The 13,608-nt window shown below is 67.1% G+C and carries 18 protein-coding genes; 9 read left to right on the forward strand and 9 right to left on the reverse strand.

Going from position 1 to position 13,608, the window contains the following annotated elements; genetic code table 11:
- Window positions 1-25: 25 nt before the first annotated feature.
- Together ACNR9O_RS16050 and ACNR9O_RS16055 are read right to left on the reverse strand one after the other, a co-directional pair.
- Window positions 26-1,192, reverse strand: a complete 1,167-nt coding sequence (locus ACNR9O_RS16050; RefSeq protein WP_473687052.1) for a PilT/PilU family type 4a pilus ATPase — start codon at window positions 1,190-1,192, stop codon at window positions 26-28.
- 31 nt (window positions 1,193-1,223) lie between these two features.
- Window positions 1,224-2,261 carry a type IV pilus twitching motility protein PilT gene (locus ACNR9O_RS16055; RefSeq protein ID WP_473687050.1) on the reverse strand — a complete coding sequence of 346 codons (1,038 nt, stop codon included), beginning with the start codon at window positions 2,259-2,261 and terminating at the stop codon, window positions 1,224-1,226.
- Between the two features lie 311 nt (window positions 2,262-2,572).
- Here ACNR9O_RS16055 and proC point away from each other — a divergent pair, with 311 nt between their 5' ends.
- On the forward strand, window positions 2,573-3,397 hold the full coding sequence (proC, locus tag ACNR9O_RS16060; protein WP_473687048.1) for a pyrroline-5-carboxylate reductase: 825 nt from the start codon (window positions 2,573-2,575) through the stop codon (window positions 3,395-3,397).
- Window positions 3,394-3,969: a YggT family protein gene (locus ACNR9O_RS16065; RefSeq protein WP_473687046.1), complete on the forward strand. Its 576-nt coding sequence runs from the start codon at window positions 3,394-3,396 to the stop codon at window positions 3,967-3,969. Before proC ends, ACNR9O_RS16065 begins: the two co-directional genes overlap by 4 nt.
- 44 nt (window positions 3,970-4,013) lie before the next feature.
- On the opposite strand, the gene ACNR9O_RS16070 is transcribed toward ACNR9O_RS16065, so the two are convergent.
- From ACNR9O_RS16070 to pdxH, 3 genes are all read right to left on the reverse strand, one after another.
- Complete coding sequence (locus ACNR9O_RS16070) at window positions 4,014-4,817, reverse strand: cobalamin-binding protein (RefSeq protein ID WP_473687044.1); 804 nt, start codon at window positions 4,815-4,817, stop codon at window positions 4,014-4,016.
- Window positions 4,818-4,887: 70 nt separating this feature from the next.
- Entirely contained in the window at window positions 4,888-5,328 is a 441-nt protein-coding gene (locus ACNR9O_RS16075) for a secondary thiamine-phosphate synthase enzyme YjbQ (RefSeq protein ID WP_473687042.1), read from the reverse strand.
- Window positions 5,329-5,346: 18 nt separating this feature from the next.
- The gene (pdxH, locus tag ACNR9O_RS16080; protein ID WP_473687040.1) at window positions 5,347-5,934 is read right to left on the reverse strand and encodes a pyridoxamine 5'-phosphate oxidase; all 588 of its coding nucleotides are present in this window, start codon (window positions 5,932-5,934) and stop codon (window positions 5,347-5,349) included.
- Between the two features lie 39 nt (window positions 5,935-5,973).
- Here pdxH and ACNR9O_RS16085 point away from each other — a divergent pair, with 39 nt between their 5' ends.
- Window positions 5,974-6,804: a hypothetical protein gene (locus ACNR9O_RS16085; RefSeq protein WP_473687038.1), complete on the forward strand. Its 831-nt coding sequence runs from the start codon at window positions 5,974-5,976 to the stop codon at window positions 6,802-6,804.
- A 202-nt stretch (window positions 6,805-7,006) separates the two neighbouring features.
- A complete protein-coding gene (locus ACNR9O_RS16090) occupies window positions 7,007-7,276 on the forward strand; it encodes a LuxR C-terminal-related transcriptional regulator (RefSeq protein WP_473687036.1) in 270 nt (89 codons plus the stop codon).
- A gap of 469 nt (window positions 7,277-7,745) precedes the next feature.
- Here ACNR9O_RS16090 and ACNR9O_RS16095 read toward each other — a convergent pair whose 3' ends face one another.
- The 4 genes from ACNR9O_RS16095 to ACNR9O_RS16110 all read right to left on the reverse strand — a co-directional run bounded on the left by ACNR9O_RS16095 (window position 7,746) and on the right by ACNR9O_RS16110 (window position 9,815).
- Window positions 7,746-7,949 carry a dodecin family protein gene (locus tag ACNR9O_RS16095; RefSeq protein WP_473687034.1) on the reverse strand — a complete coding sequence of 68 codons (204 nt, stop codon included), beginning with the start codon at window positions 7,947-7,949 and terminating at the stop codon, window positions 7,746-7,748.
- A 111-nt stretch (window positions 7,950-8,060) separates the two neighbouring features.
- Window positions 8,061-8,405: a YbjQ family protein gene (locus tag ACNR9O_RS16100; protein ID WP_473687032.1), complete on the reverse strand. Its 345-nt coding sequence runs from the start codon at window positions 8,403-8,405 to the stop codon at window positions 8,061-8,063.
- Between the two features lie 79 nt (window positions 8,406-8,484).
- Window positions 8,485-8,952 (reverse strand): putative signal transducing protein, encoded by a 468-nt coding sequence (locus tag ACNR9O_RS16105; protein ID WP_473687030.1) that lies wholly within the window; start codon window positions 8,950-8,952, stop codon window positions 8,485-8,487.
- Between the two features lie 35 nt (window positions 8,953-8,987).
- Entirely contained in the window at window positions 8,988-9,815 is an 828-nt protein-coding gene (locus ACNR9O_RS16110; protein ID WP_473687028.1) for an NAD-dependent epimerase/dehydratase family protein, read from the reverse strand.
- Between the two features lie 26 nt (window positions 9,816-9,841).
- Here ACNR9O_RS16110 and ACNR9O_RS16115 point away from each other — a divergent pair, with 26 nt between their 5' ends.
- The 5 genes from ACNR9O_RS16115 (at window position 9,842) to ACNR9O_RS16135 (ending at window position 13,519) form a co-directional block, all read left to right on the forward strand.
- Entirely contained in the window at window positions 9,842-10,381 is a 540-nt protein-coding gene (locus tag ACNR9O_RS16115) for a shikimate kinase (RefSeq protein ID WP_473687026.1), read from the forward strand.
- A gap of 2 nt (window positions 10,382-10,383) precedes the next feature.
- Window positions 10,384-11,484 (forward strand): 3-dehydroquinate synthase, encoded by a 1,101-nt coding sequence (aroB, locus tag ACNR9O_RS16120; RefSeq protein WP_473700798.1) that lies wholly within the window; start codon window positions 10,384-10,386, stop codon window positions 11,482-11,484.
- 97 nt (window positions 11,485-11,581) lie between these two features.
- Window positions 11,582-11,842 carry a hypothetical protein gene (locus ACNR9O_RS16125; RefSeq protein WP_473687022.1) on the forward strand — a complete coding sequence of 87 codons (261 nt, stop codon included), beginning with the start codon at window positions 11,582-11,584 and terminating at the stop codon, window positions 11,840-11,842.
- Between the two features lies 1 nt (window position 11,843).
- Complete coding sequence (gene hemE, locus ACNR9O_RS16130) at window positions 11,844-12,917, forward strand: uroporphyrinogen decarboxylase (RefSeq protein WP_473687020.1); 1,074 nt, start codon at window positions 11,844-11,846, stop codon at window positions 12,915-12,917.
- 191 nt (window positions 12,918-13,108) lie between these two features.
- Window positions 13,109-13,519: a VOC family protein gene (locus ACNR9O_RS16135; protein WP_473687018.1), complete on the forward strand. Its 411-nt coding sequence runs from the start codon at window positions 13,109-13,111 to the stop codon at window positions 13,517-13,519.
- Window positions 13,520-13,608: the final 89 nt, after the last annotated feature.

The raw sequence follows: 13,608 nt of genomic DNA on the forward strand, positions 1-13,608 counted from the left end.
TTTGCATGCGTGTCGCGATGACGCGTCAGCGATAGAGCATGCCACCGCCGAACTGGTTGGAATCGCGCGACTCCTCCAGCTCAACGCCCTCCAGCCCCTGCGACAGCGTATGCGCATCGCCACCCTGAGCCAGCTTGATGCGCAGGCGTACTTCGTTGGAGCTGTCGGCGTGGCGCAGCGCGTCCTCGTAAGAGATCTCGCCGGCGTGATAGAGCTCGACCAGGCTCTGGTCGAAGGTCTTCATGCCGAGGTTGGTGGATTCCTTCATCACTTCCTTGAGCTTGTGGATCTCGCCCTGGCGGATGTAGTCCTGGACCAGCGGCGTGCCCAGCAGGATCTCCACCGCCACGCGGCGCGCCTTGCCGTCCGGCGTGGGGATGAGCTGCTGCGCGACCACGCCCTTGAGGTTCAGCGACAGGTCCATGAACAGCTGCGCACGGCGATCTTCCGGGAAGAAGTGCAGGATGCGGTCCATCGCCTGGTTGGCGTTGTTGGCGTGCAGCGTGCACAGGCACAGATGGCCCGTCTCGGAGAAGTTGATGGCGTGCTCCATCGTCTCGCGCGTGCGCACTTCGCCGATCATGATCACGTCCGGCGCCTGGCGCAGAGTGTTCTTCAGCGCGTTGTCCCAGCTGTCGGTGTCGATGCCCAGCTCGCGCTGGGTGATGATGCAGCCCTCGTGCTTGTGCACGTACTCGATCGGATCCTCGATGGTGATGATGTGCCCGGTCGAGTTGGCATTCCGGTAGCCGATCATCGAAGCCAGCGAGGTGGATTTACCGGTACCGGTGCCGCCGACGAAGATGATGATGCCGCGCTTGGTCATCGCCAGCTGCTTGATCACCGGCGGCAGGCTCAGCTCTTCGATGGTGGGGATCTTCGATTCGATCCGGCGCAGCACCATGCCCACGCAGTTGCGCTGGTAGAAGCACGACACGCGGAAGCGGCCCACGCCCTGCGCCGAGATGGCGAACTGGCATTCGTGGGTCTTTTCGAACTCTTCGCGCTGCGAGGGCGTCATGACGTTGAGCACCATGTCGCGCGACTGCTGCGCCGACAGCGGGCTCTGCGTGATGGGCACGATGCGCCCCTGCACCTTCATCGACGGCGCGACGCCGGCCGTGATGAACAGGTCCGAGGCCTTCTTGTGGACCATCAGCTTGAGGAAGGAGGTGAAATCGAAGTCGCTCATGGGCGGTCTCCTGCGGAGACTTGGATGGTGATCACTTGAACACGTCCTTGTTCCTGGCATACGCCGCGGCCTGCTGGCGCGTCACCAGGCCCCGCTTGACCAGGTCCTGCAGATTCTGGTCCAGGGTCTGCATGCCGTACTGCTGGCCGGTCTGGATGGACGAATACATCTGCGCCACCTTGTCCTCGCGGATCAGGTTACGGATCGCCGGGATGCCGACCATGATCTCGTGCGCCGCCAGGCGGCCGCCGCCGACCTTCTTCAGCAGCGACTGCGAGATGACCGCACGCAGCGACTCGGACAGCATCGAGCGCACCATCGGCTTTTCGCCGGCGGGGAACACATCGATGATGCGGTCGATGGTCTTGGCCGCCGAGCTGGTGTGCAGGGTGCCGAACACCAGGTGGCCGGTTTCCGCGGCGGTCAGCGCCAGGCGGATGGTTTCCAGGTCGCGCAGCTCGCCCACCAGGATGTAGTCCGGGTCTTCGCGCAGCGCCGAACGCAGTGCCTCGTTGAAGCCGTGCGTATCGCGGTGCACCTCGCGCTGGTTCACCAGGCACTTCTGCGAGGTGTGCACGAATTCGATCGGATCCTCGATGGTGAGGATGTGGCCGTATTCGTTCTTGTTGATGTGGTCGACCATCGCCGCCAGCGTGGTGGACTTGCCCGAGCCGGTCGGACCGGTCACCAGGATCAGGCCCTGCGGCTGCTCGATCAGTTCGCGGAAGATGCGCGGCGCGCCCAGGTCCTCCAAGGTCAGCACCTCGGAAGGAATGGTACGGAACACGCTGCCGGCGCCGCGGTTCTGGTTGAACGCGTTGACGCGGAAGCGTGCCAGGCCCGGAATCTCGAACGAGAAGTCGACCTCGAGGAATTCCTCGTAATCGCGGCGCTGCTTATCCGACATGATGTCGTAGATCAGCGAGTGCACCTGCTTGTGCTCGAGCGCGGGAATGTTGATGCGCCTGACGTCGCCGTCCACGCGGATCATCGGCGGCAGGCCGGCGGACAGGTGAAGGTCCGACGCCTTGTTCTTCACCGAGAAGGCCAGTAGTTCGGCGATATCCATGCATTCCCCTTCGAACGTTCAGCTTTGGCGCGATACGGGCGCGGGGAACGGTCGCAGGCGGCCGCCAAAACCTGGTTACTGCCACCCTGGCGGCCTTCCGGCCGGGTCCCCCTCGCAGCGGCCCGATACTACTCGCGGCGCGGCGACAGGGGCCAGTCTTTCGACTGGCCGATGTTTGAAAGTGATAACCAGGTGGGAGCGGGAAAGCGCGCCCTCAGGTGGCACTCCCCGCCCGTGCGCCTCTGGCATGTCGTGCGGCCCGCCACCCGCCTCCGCTAAGGTATGCGCCTCGTTACGTGGAAGGAGTCCTCATGACCCGCATCGCTTTCGTCGGTGGAGGCAATATGGCCCGCAGCCTGATCGGCGGGCTGCTCAAGACCGGCATTGCGGCATCCACCGTAAGCGTGGCCGAGCCGCGCGCGGACGCCCGCCAGGAACTGGGACGCGATTTCGGCGTGGCCTGCTATGCCGAAGCACGGCCGGCGGCGGCCGAGGCGGACGTGGTGGTGCTGGCGGTCAAGCCACAGGTGATGCCCGCCCTGCGCAATGAGCTGCAGGATGTGCTCAAGCAGCGCCGACCGATGCTGATCTCCATCGCTGCCGGCGTGCGCATCGACCAGCTCGAGCGCTGGTTCGGCGCCAGCCTGCCGATCGTGCGCTGCATGCCCAACACCCCGGCGCTGATCGGGGCCGGCGCCACCGGCCTGTGCGCCAATGGCCGGGTCAGCCCGCCGCAGCGGGCGCAGGCGCAGCACATCCTGGACGCCGTAGGCATGACGCGCTGGCTGGACGACGAGGCGCTGATGGATACGGTGACTGCGATCTCCGGTTCCGGCCCGGCCTATTTCTTCGCCTTGGTCGAGGCGCTGGAGGACGCGGCGGTAGCCCAGGGCATGCCGCGCGAGACCGCGCGCGCGCTGGCCGCGCAGACCTGCCTGGGCGCCGGGCGCATGCTGGCCGAGAGCGGCGAAGCGCCGGCCGAACTGCGCCGCCGCGTCACCTCGCCCAACGGTACCACCCAGGCCGCGCTGGAAAGCTTTGCCGCCGACGGCCTGCCGCGTATCGTCTCGCGCGCCGTCGCCGCCGCCACCCGCCGCGGCGAGGAACTGGCCGCTGCCCTGGATGACGCCTCGTGAGCTACCTGCTGACCGCCCTCGCCTTTCTGGTCGACCTCGCCTTCGGCGCGGTGGCCACGCTGTTCCTGCTGCGTCTGCTGGCCGAAGCCACGCGCGCGGATTTCAACAATCCGCTGAGCCAGTTCCTCTACCGCTATACCAATCCGGTACTGGCGCCGCTGCGCCGCGTGCTGCCGAACTGGCGGCGGATCAACCTGGCCGCCGTGCTGCTGTTGTGGCTGCTGATGCTGCTGCGGCGTGCGGTCGGCTACTTCCTGTCGGGAACCCTGCCCAATCTCCTGGGGTTGCTGATGCTGGGATTGGCCGATCTGCTGGATCTGGTGCTGCTGACCTACGTGATCCTGATCTTCGTCTGGTCGTTGTTCAGCCTGTTCTCGATGAATCACCGCCACCCCGTGCTACGCCTGGTCGGCAGCATCGTGGAGCCGGTGATGCGTCCGCTGCGCGGCAAGCTGGTCGCCGGCGGCCTGGATTTCTCGCCCTGGGTCGCCATGGTCGTGCTGATGCTGCTGCGGATTCTGGTAGCCGCACCCTTGACCGCGCTGGGCCTGCAGCTGGCCGCGTCGCACTGAGTGTTTTCCCAGGGAAAGCGCTCCGGGAAACCGGAGCGCTTTTCTTATGCGCGCCTCGCCCAGGCGGCGATGTGCCGGTGCAGCTCGTCCAGCCCGTCGAACAACGCGGCGGGGCCGGGCTGCAGGATGATCGGCGACTTGATCTCGTGGACGTCGCCGCTGCGTACGGCGGGGATCGCGTCCCAGCCCGGCCGCGCGGCAACGTGTTCCGGCCGGAAGCGCTTGCCGCACCACGAGCCGAAGATGATATCCGGCGCCTGCCGCACCACCTCCGCGGGATCCTCCAGGATGCGGTGCTTGGCCAGCGACTCGCCCGCCTGCCGCGGGAACACGTCCTCGCCGCCGGCGATGCGCACCAGCTCGGCCACCCAGCGGATACCGGTGATCAGCGGCTCGTCCCATTCTTCGAAATACACGCGCGGCCGCTTCGGCAAGGCCTCGGCCGCCGCACGGATCGCCGCGATGTGGCGCTCGGCCTCGCGCGCATACATGTCCGCCTTGTCGGCCGCACCCACCATGGCGCCCAGCCGGCGAATGTAGGCGAGGATGCCGTCCACGCTGCGGTGGTTGCTGATCCACACCTCCACGCCGGCCTTGATCAAGTCGCGCGCGATGTCCGCCTGCATGTCGGAGAAACCGATCGCCAGGTCCGGCTCCAGCTTCAGGATCTCGCCGATCTTCGCGCTGGTGAAAGCCGAGACCTTCGGCTTCTCCTTGCGTGCCCGCGCCGGTCGCACGGTGAAGCCGGAGATGCCGACGATGCGGTCCTCCTCGCCCAGCGCGTAGAGGACTTCGGTGGGCTCTTCAGTGAGGCAGACGATACGGCGGGGGAAGCTGTCGGCAGGCATGAGCGAAACGCGGCTATGGCGGAACGCGACAGTGCCATAGCGCGGTGGACCGCAAAAGCCGGGCGTCGGATCAATGCCCCAGCACGGTCACCGTGACACGCCGCTGGTGCGGATCGCGCCGATGCTCCCACAGGTAAATGCCCTGCCACGTACCCAGCGCCAGCTTGCCGCCATGCACCGGCAGGGTGAGGCTGACGCCGGTGAGGATGGAACGCACGTGGGCGGGCATGTCGTCCGGACCTTCGGCATCGTGCTTGAAGATCGCATCGCCGTCCGGCACGGCGCGCGCGAACCAGCGCTCGAGATCTTCGCGCACGGTCGGATCTGCGTTTTCGCCGATCAGCAGCGAGCAGCTGGTATGCGCGGTGAAGACGTGCGCGATGCCGGTGTGCACGCCGCTGGCCAGCACCGCCTCGGCCGCCTTGTCGGTGATGTCGCTGAAACCGCGCCCACGCGTATGCACGGTGAAGCCCTGCTGCGCGACGTGTCCGGCGGGTGCGGCGCGGGTCATGGCGGATTCCTCGGAGCCTCAGGGATACAGCATGCGATGGGTCCAGGTCTGCCCATGGCGGCTCCAGCGCACGCGCTCGTGCAGGCGAAACTGGGCGCCATACCAGAACTCGACCATGTCCGGCTCCACCACATACCCGCCCCAATGTGGCGGGCGCGTGACGTCGCGGCCTTCGAATTCCTGCTCGTAGCGGGCCACGCGCTGCTCGAAGGTGTCGCGGTCGGGCAGCGTCTGCGACTGCAGCGAGGCCCAGGCGCCGATCTGGCTCAGGCGCGGGCGGGAGGCGAAGTACGCATCGGACTCATCATCCAGCAGCTTGCGCGCCGCGCCTTCGATGCGCACCTGCACGCCTTCGCGCAAGGTCTTCCAGTGGAAGCACAGCGCCACCTGCGGGTGAACGCCCAGCTCGGTGCCCTTGTCGCTCTGATAATTGGTGAAGAAGCGGAAGCCGCGCTCGTCTGCTCCCTTGAGCAGCACGATGCGGGAACTGACCCGCCCGCCGGCATCGACGGTGGCGAGGGTCATGGCGGTCGGCTCAGGGTCGCCGCTCGTCCGGGCACCCTCCAGCAACTGTTGGAAGGTCTCGAGGATTTCGGGTTTCAGCATGGGTCTTGAATCGTGGCCGGCGCGCGTCATCATGCGCGGATGGTTAACGATGCTAGCACGCAGAATTCGACCCTGGCGGGTCTCCTGCTCGACCAGTACGCCGGACGCATCGCGCGCGCCAAGCGACCGTACCTGCTCGGGATTTCCGGCCTGCAGGGCAGCGGCAAGAGCACCCTGGCGCGGGAAGTGAAGACGCAGGCCGAGGCGCGCGGCTGGCCCACCGAAGTGCTGTCCCTGGACGATTTCTATTACAGCCGCAGCGACCGCGAGGCGCTCGCCCATCAGGTGCATCCGCTGCTGCGCACGCGCGGCGTGCCGGGCACGCACGAGATCGAACTGCTCATGTCGGTGCTGGCCGCACTTCCGCAGGCCTCGGAAAAGCTGCCGGTGACCTACCCGCGCTTCGACAAGGGACGCGATACCCGCGTGCCGCCGTCGCGCTGGCCCAAGGTCGCCCGGCCGCCCAAGCTCGTCATCCTGGAAGGCTGGGCGCTGGGTATCCGCCCGCAGTTGCAGTCCGCCCTCGAAGAACCCGTGAACGAGCTGGAGCGCACCGAGGATCCGGAAGGCGTCTGGCGCCATTGGGTCAACAAGCAGTTGCGCAGCTACCAGCCGCTGTGGCGCAAGCTCGATGCCCTGGTGGTGCTGCAGGCTCCCAGCTGGGAAGTGATCCGTCAGTGGCGCAGCCAGCAAGAACAAGAACTGTTCGCGCGGCACGCACCGCTGGCGATGGACGCCGGAGCGATGGTGCGCTTCCTCGCCCATTACGAACGGCTCAGTCGGCATGCGCTGGCGACCCTGCCGGCGATTGCAGATACCTGCGTTGAATACGACACACAGCGGCACGTGACCGGCCTCGCTCATTTCTGAGCCAGCCCCGCGCCTCCCGCCGATAGTGGATGCTCGCCAACCGCCGCTCGGCAATTAAGCCAGAATAAAAGCCGCGCTCCCCGAGCGCGGCCTAATGCATGCATTCCTTTATTTTAAATAAGCGGCTCATACCCCCATCCAAAAGCGTCATCCACAAGCAACATCTTATTTTCCCCAAAGCGCGAATTTCTAGATAGTTTTATTGACGAAGCGGAATACTCCACACTTAATTCGTATTAAGTTCGGGCACATCGACGAACGCCTGTTCGTCCCCGGCCTGAAAGTCGGCGAAATCGCCGAGCGCCTGCATCGCAGCAAGCAGACCGTCAGCACGCAGAAGCTCAGCGCCATGCGCAAGCTCGGCATCCAGCGCGACGCCGACCTGATCCGCTATGGCCTGGAGTCGAACCTGATCCCGCACGCCGCCGAAACGCTCACCGAGCGATCCGCGCCGCCGTCTTCCGGCAACTGACGTCGCACGCAGCACCTGCCGCGCTCAGCTGGCCCAGGCCCACCGCGCCACAGGGACATCGCCCTGCATTCCGCCAGCTCAGAAACTCCGGACCTCGAAAACCGGGACCAGCCTAGCCCGGAGCCAGCACCACGCACCACGACGGCCTGCTGGAAAGCGTGCCGTGGATCTGCCGGCATTGCGGCAAGGCGGACGTCGGGTCCGAACCGGTGGAGTACACGCAGGAACAGATGAAAGAGTTCCATGTCATCGCGTTCAACCTCAAGAGCGAGACGTTCTCGTTCGACGTCGGTCACGGCACGAACACGGCCCAGGCCGTGGAGCAGCCAGCGCTCAATGTCGCGGACCTGCTGGCCCAGCATGATGCTCCGCTGTTTGCGGAAGAAGCCAAGCCATGTACTAAAACGAGCGGCGCGCCCATGGCGCGCCGCTTTCTTTTTGTCGCCGCCTTGTTCGGGAAAGGCGAGCTCTATTCGACGATGAAGTTGACGCGCATGTTGACGCGCCACTCCGCGATGCTGCCATCGTCGTTGGTGACGACCTTGATGTCGTTCACCCATGCACCCTTGATGTGCTTGACCGATTTGGCCGTCTTGCTCAGCCCGTGCTTCACCGCGTCCTCAAGACCTTTGCTGGACGACGAACTGATCTCGATGATCTTCGCAACCGACATGGCTTGACCCTCCGGTTAGCCGCGCGGCGGCGCGGCGGCGCTCCCTCCGCGGAAAGCGGATGAGGCCGGCAGCCTCATCCTGACGAGGTCAAGGACATGTCAACGAAGCGCTCAGGCCTGAGGCTCCACCACCACCGCGGTGCCGTAAGCCAGCACTTCGGTCACGCCCTCGGCCACGTCGTTGGCGTCGTAGCGCATGGCGATCACCGCATTGGCGCCGTGCTCGGCTGCATGCTGCAACATCAGCTCGAAGGCCTCCTCGCGCGCTTTCTCGCACAGCTCGGTATAGATGGAGATATTGCCGCCGACCAGCGTCTGCAACGCCGCGCCCAGGTTGCCGATGACACTGCGCGAGCGCACGGTGATGCCGCGTACGATGCCCATCGGCCGGACGATGCGATAGCCGGGGATCTCGTTGCTGGTACTGACCATGGTGGGCTGGATGCGAGCGGTCATGACGGACTCCTGAAGTGGATGCGCGCCTGCATCCTCCCACACGCCCTCATCCCCGGCACCTGCCATCGGCTGGCCGAAGCTACTCCCCGGTGCCCTCGGGAAATTCGTCCTCCTGCAACGCGTAATCGCCATTGCGATAAGCCTGGAGAATCTCCCGCGCCCTCACGATGTCGGTCTCGTAGACCAGCACCCTGACACCGCCCACCGCCGTGGTCAGGAAGGGATTGGCTTGCACCAGATGAGCATCGCCCGCCACCGTCGCGATGCCTTCGGCCTCGAGCAGACCGCAGAGGATGTGCGCATCGGTGGGAACGAGAAAACGGGCCAGGCAGACGACGTCCATGCCCTCACGCCTTGCTTCCGCCGCGGCCTCGGCTTCCGGCGATGCCGATTCCAGCGGTGCCGGACCGATCATCAATTCGCGCGAACGCAGTTCTTCGAGCGCCACCTGCTTCGCTTCTTCCGTCATGTCGCCCGAGCGATAGCGGCGCAACAGCTCCTCGTCAGCCATCTGTTCGAAGCGTTGCTTGAGCACGATCCGATCCATGTCACGCCTCCTCCTGTGCGAGCATTGCAGGCAGCTTATAGCAGGGCGCGGTAACCCTCGCGCGCATCCGGCCAGTACGGTGCGAAGCCACTCGCCCGCAGGCGGCGGTTGCTCAGGCGCTTGCTGCCGATGCCGGCAGGCGCCGGCCCTTCCGCTGGCGGCGGGCCGCCTGCCATCGCGGCGAGCTGCGCATACAGCTCGTGCATCGGCAGCGGTGTGTCGTCCACGCCGACATAGACCGGCTCGATCCGCGGCAAGCCGAGCAGATGCGCGACGGCAGCCGCCGCATCGTCCACGTGGATGCGATTGGACCAGTGCGGCGGATGCCGCGGCGCTGTCGCCTGCCCTGCGCGCAATCGCTCCACCAGCTGCATGCGTCCAGGCCCATAGATGCCGGCCAGGCGCAGGCTCGCCGACGGCACCGCCCGCGCGGCGAGCCACCGCTCCGCTTCCAGCAGCACGCGTCCGTTGAAGCCAGGAGGGTCGGGCGGCGTGTCTTCATCCACCCACGCATCGCCATGCTCGCCGTACACCGCGCTGGAGGACACGAACAGCACACGTCGCGGCGGCTCGTCGGCAAGCGCATCGCACACGTGCCGCAGGCCATCGACGAAGACCGCGCGGTACGCTCCTTCGTCGCGCGCGCCGGGCGTGGGCGCATACACCACCTGGGTAATCCCGGCGGGCAGCTCGCGCAGCGTTTCCGGGCGGGTCAGATCGCCGCGCAGCCAGCGCGGCCCGTCCTTCGTCTCGGCTGCGGACGAACGCCGCAACGCCCACACTTCGTCCCCGCGCGCCAGCAGCCGGCGCGCCACGCGCAGGCCCAAGTCGCCGCATCCGGCCAGCAATACCCGCTCAGTCATGTCGGACCTGCTGTTAAAGTCGCCATATGAACCCCTCGAGCAACCTGTTCATCGTCGGTCCCACCGGCGCCGGCAAGACGTCGATCGGCCGGCGGCTGGCTGCGCATTATGGGCTGGCTTTCGTCGATCTGGACCAGGAGATCGAGCATCACTGCGGCGCCAGCGTGAGCACCGTGTTCGAAGTGGAAGGCGAAACAGGCTTCCGCCGCCGCGAGAGCGCTCTGCTCGATGCCTGCTCCGCACGTGACGGCGTGGTGCTGGCTACCGGCGCTGGCGCGGTGCTGGACCCGGCCAATCGCCGCCTGCTGACCGAGCGCGGCTACGTGTTGTGGCTGCAGGCGACGGTGGAACAGCAGCTCGAACGCCTGGCCCGCGACCGCAGCCGTCCGCTGCTGGCCGGCGAAGACCGCCGCGCGAAGCTCGAGGCTATGGCCGGCATCCGCACGCCGCTTTACCAAGACATCGCTGACCTGGTGATCCCGGGCGAGCACGAACTCGTCCAGGCCGCCAGCGAACGCAGCATCGCCCTGATCGACCAGCACTGGCAGCGCCAGCAAGCCGCATGAGCATGAACGACACGCACTCTCTCCGCACGATCGACGTCACCCTCGGCGAACGCAGTTATCCGGTCTGGATCGGCCCCGGCCTGCTCGACGACCGCGCACGCTGGCGCGCCATGCTGCGCGGCCGCCACGCGCTGGTGGTCAGCAACACCACGGTGGCGCCGCTGTATCTGGATCGCGTGGCCAAAGGCCTCGACGGCCTCAGCTGGTCCGCTTTCCTGCTCGACGACGGCGAGGCGCACAAGACCTTCGACAACGTCGGGCGCGCGCTGGACGCGCTGGCGCAGCTCGGCGCTACCCGCGATGCCTGCGTGGTCGCTCTGGGCGGCGGCGTGGTGGGCGATCTCGCCGGCTTCAGCGCAGCGTGCTGGATGCGTGGCATCGACTTCATCCAGATGCCGACCACGCTGCTGGCGATGGTCGATTCCTCGGTCGGCGGCAAGACCGGCGTCAATCTGCCGGCCGGCAAGAACCTGGTCGGCGCGTTCCACCAGCCACGCGCGGTGGTGGCCGACATCGACACCCTCGCCACGTTGCCGCAGCGCGAGTACCGCGCGGGCCTGGCCGAAGTGGTGAAGGGCGCGGCCATCGGCGAGCTGCCCTTCTTCGAATGGCTGGAGGCCCATGCCGACGACCTGGGTACGCGCGACACGGCCACGCTGATCGAAGCGATCGCGCGCAAGGTGCAGTACAAGGCCGGCGTGGTCGCTCGCGACGAAACCGAACAGGGCGAACGCGCCCTGCTCAATCTCGGCCACACCTTCGGCCACGCGCTGGAGACCGCCGGCAAGTACACCACCCTGCTGCACGGCGAAGGCGTGGCGGTGGGCATGCTGCTGGCCGCCCGGCTGTCCGAACGGCTCGGCATGAGCGATGCGGCCGCCACCGCTCGCCTGCTGCGCCTGCTCGAACGCCTGGGCCTGCCCACCGCGATCCCGCCGGGTATGGATCCGCAGGCCCTGCTGGCCCTGATGCGCCTGGACAAGAAGAACACCGCCGGCACGCTGCGGCTGATCCTGTGGCGAGGCATCGGCCGCGCCGAGATCGTCGGCGGCGTGGATGAGCGCGACGTACTGGCCGTGCTGCGCGAGGCGACAGCAGCGTGAAGACTCCTGCGACACCCGCGTACTCGCCGCCGGCCGGCCCGGCCTTCTAGAATGCGGGCCCTGCGGCCCACCGCACCCATCCACCATGCACCCTTCCATGCGCCTCTATCTGCAAACCGCGCCCAGCTCCGGCGAAGCGCCCCGCTATGCCCAGATCGTGCTGGAGCAGGATCTGCTCGGCGGCTGGACGCTGTACCGCGAAACCGGCGTGCAGGGCGGCAAGGCCACGCTCAAGCGCGAACAGTTCCTGGAGCGCGACGATGCCATCGCGGCATTCGAGAAGGCGCGCGACGCGCAGCTCAAGCGCGGCTACCGCCTGATGTTCAGCCAGGGCATGGACGGCCCGTACGGACGTTGAAATGACCGAATCCCTCAAGAACGACCGTTTCCTGCGCGCCCTGCGCCGGGAACCCACCGACACCACGCCCATCTGGGTGATGCGCCAGGCCGGTCGCTACCTGCCGGAATACCGCGCCACTCGCGCTCGTGCCGGCAGCTTCATGGCGCTGGCACAGTCGCCGGAACTGGCCTGCGAGGTGACCCTGCAGCCGCTGGAACGCTTCAAGCTCGACGCCGCGATCCTGTTCTCCGACATCCTCACCATTCCCGATGCGATGGGCCTGGGGCTCAGCTTCGCGCAAGGCGAGGGTCCGCAGTTCGCGCATCCGGTGCGCAATCGCGCCGACGTCGAGAAGCTCGCCGTGCCCGACATGGACGGGGAGCTGCGCTACGTAATGGACGCCGTGCGTCTGATCCGCCGCGAACTGCACGGTCGCGTACCGCTGATCGGCTTCTCCGGCAGCCCGTGGACGCTGGCCTGCTACATGGTCGAAGGCGAAGGCTCGCGCGATTTCGCCACGCTCAAGGCGATGTGCTGGAACGAGCCGAAGCTCGCGCACCAGCTGCTGGATACGCTGGCCCGCTCGGTGGCCGCCTATCTCGCCGCGCAGGCCGCCGCCGGCGCGCAGGCGCTGATGGTGTTCGATACCTGGGGCGGCATGCTCGGGCCCGCGCCGTTCCGCGAGTTCTCGCTGCGCTACATGGCGCAAGTGGTCGACGCGCTGAAAGCCGATGCGCACGCGCGCGAACTGCCGGTGATCCTGTTCTCCAAAGGCGCCAACCGCCACCTCGCGGCCATGGCCGACACCGGCTGCGCCGCACTGGGCGTGGACTGGACCATCGACCTGGCCGACGCGCGCGCCGCCGTCGGCGACCGCGTCGCGCTGCAAGGCAATCTCGACCCCGCCGTACTGCGCTCCAACCCCGACACCATCCGCCGCGAAGCGCGCGCGGTGCTGGACAGCTACGGCAACCATCCCGGCCATGTGTTCAATCTCGGCCACGGCATCACGCCGGAAGTCGATCCGGAGCACGTCAAGGTGCTGGTCGACGAAGTGCACGCCTACGGCCGGGCGCTGCGCGAAAAGGCGTAACAACCTGCCCCCTCTCCCCGCCGGGGAGAGGGCTGGGGTGAGGGGGCGGGCGGAGCGTAGAAGCGGGAGCGGAAAGCGCGCGTGGCTTCGTCGATCCGTTTTGGCGAGCCCCGGCCCCTCATCCGGCTGCCGCCACCTTCTCCCCCGGAGGGAGAAGGGTTCCCGATGCGAACCTTGCGCGGAGCCATGCCATGCTCACCAACCGCTCCATCCCCGCCTGCACCGTCATCCCCGAGCTCGCCTACCCCGACGTGCGCGAAGCCGCCACCTGGCTCATCCACGCCTTCGGCTTCCGCGAACGCCTGCGCATCGGCGGCCACCGCATCCAGCTGCATGCCGGGGATGGCGCCATGGTGATCACCGAGGGCGGCGGTACCGCAGCTATGGCCGGGCATGCAGTGATGATGCGAGTGACCGACATCGACGCCCATTTTGCCCGCGCCCGCGACGCTGGCGCCGTGGTACTCCGCCCGCCGGCGACCTACCCGTACGGTGAACGGCAATATACGGTGGCGGACCCGGGCGGCCACGTCTGGACCTTCACCGAGTCGGTGGCCGACGTAGACCCGGCCGACTGGGGCGGCGAACTGGTCGAGCCCTAGCTCTCGCGGACGGACCGCGGCGCCCCCATCTTTGGCAGGGCCAAGCCCCGGCCCTTACAATCCTGGGTCTTTACGCCCCGTTCCCACCC

The sequence above is a fragment of the Dyella sp. CR10 genome (genome assembly GCF_055814425.1).

Excerpts from the sequence above, each read along its gene's own strand:
- proC (WP_473687048.1), top strand. The coding sequence starts at position 2,573 with ATGACCCGCATCGCTTTCGTCGGTGGAGGCAATATGGCCCGCAGCCTG.
- ACNR9O_RS16075 (WP_473687042.1), bottom strand. The coding sequence starts at position 5,328 with ATGACCCGCGCCGCACCCGCCGGACACGTCGCGCAGCAGGGCTTCACC.
- ACNR9O_RS16050 (WP_473687052.1), bottom strand. The coding sequence starts at position 1,192 with ATGAGCGACTTCGATTTCACCTCCTTCCTCAAGCTGATGGTCCACAAG.
- aroB (WP_473700798.1), top strand. The coding sequence starts at position 10,384 with ATGAACGACACGCACTCTCTCCGCACGATCGACGTCACCCTCGGCGAA.
- pdxH (WP_473687040.1), bottom strand. The coding sequence starts at position 5,934 with ATGCTGAAACCCGAAATCCTCGAGACCTTCCAACAGTTGCTGGAGGGT.
- hemE (WP_473687020.1), top strand. The coding sequence starts at position 11,844 with ATGACCGAATCCCTCAAGAACGACCGTTTCCTGCGCGCCCTGCGCCGG.
- ACNR9O_RS16115 (WP_473687026.1), top strand. The coding sequence starts at position 9,842 with ATGAACCCCTCGAGCAACCTGTTCATCGTCGGTCCCACCGGCGCCGGC.
- ACNR9O_RS16055 (WP_473687050.1), bottom strand. The coding sequence starts at position 2,261 with ATGGATATCGCCGAACTACTGGCCTTCTCGGTGAAGAACAAGGCGTCG.
- ACNR9O_RS16095 (WP_473687034.1), bottom strand. The coding sequence starts at position 7,949 with ATGTCGGTTGCGAAGATCATCGAGATCAGTTCGTCGTCCAGCAAAGGT.
- ACNR9O_RS16085 (WP_473687038.1), top strand. The coding sequence starts at position 5,974 with ATGGTTAACGATGCTAGCACGCAGAATTCGACCCTGGCGGGTCTCCTG.
- ACNR9O_RS16110 (WP_473687028.1), bottom strand. The coding sequence starts at position 9,815 with ATGACTGAGCGGGTATTGCTGGCCGGATGCGGCGACTTGGGCCTGCGC.
- ACNR9O_RS16100 (WP_473687032.1), bottom strand. The coding sequence starts at position 8,405 with ATGACCGCTCGCATCCAGCCCACCATGGTCAGTACCAGCAACGAGATC.
- ACNR9O_RS16125 (WP_473687022.1), top strand. The coding sequence starts at position 11,582 with ATGCGCCTCTATCTGCAAACCGCGCCCAGCTCCGGCGAAGCGCCCCGC.
- ACNR9O_RS16070 (WP_473687044.1), bottom strand. The coding sequence starts at position 4,817 with ATGCCTGCCGACAGCTTCCCCCGCCGTATCGTCTGCCTCACTGAAGAG.
- ACNR9O_RS16105 (WP_473687030.1), bottom strand. The coding sequence starts at position 8,952 with ATGGATCGGATCGTGCTCAAGCAACGCTTCGAACAGATGGCTGACGAG.
- ACNR9O_RS16135 (WP_473687018.1), top strand. The coding sequence starts at position 13,109 with ATGCTCACCAACCGCTCCATCCCCGCCTGCACCGTCATCCCCGAGCTC.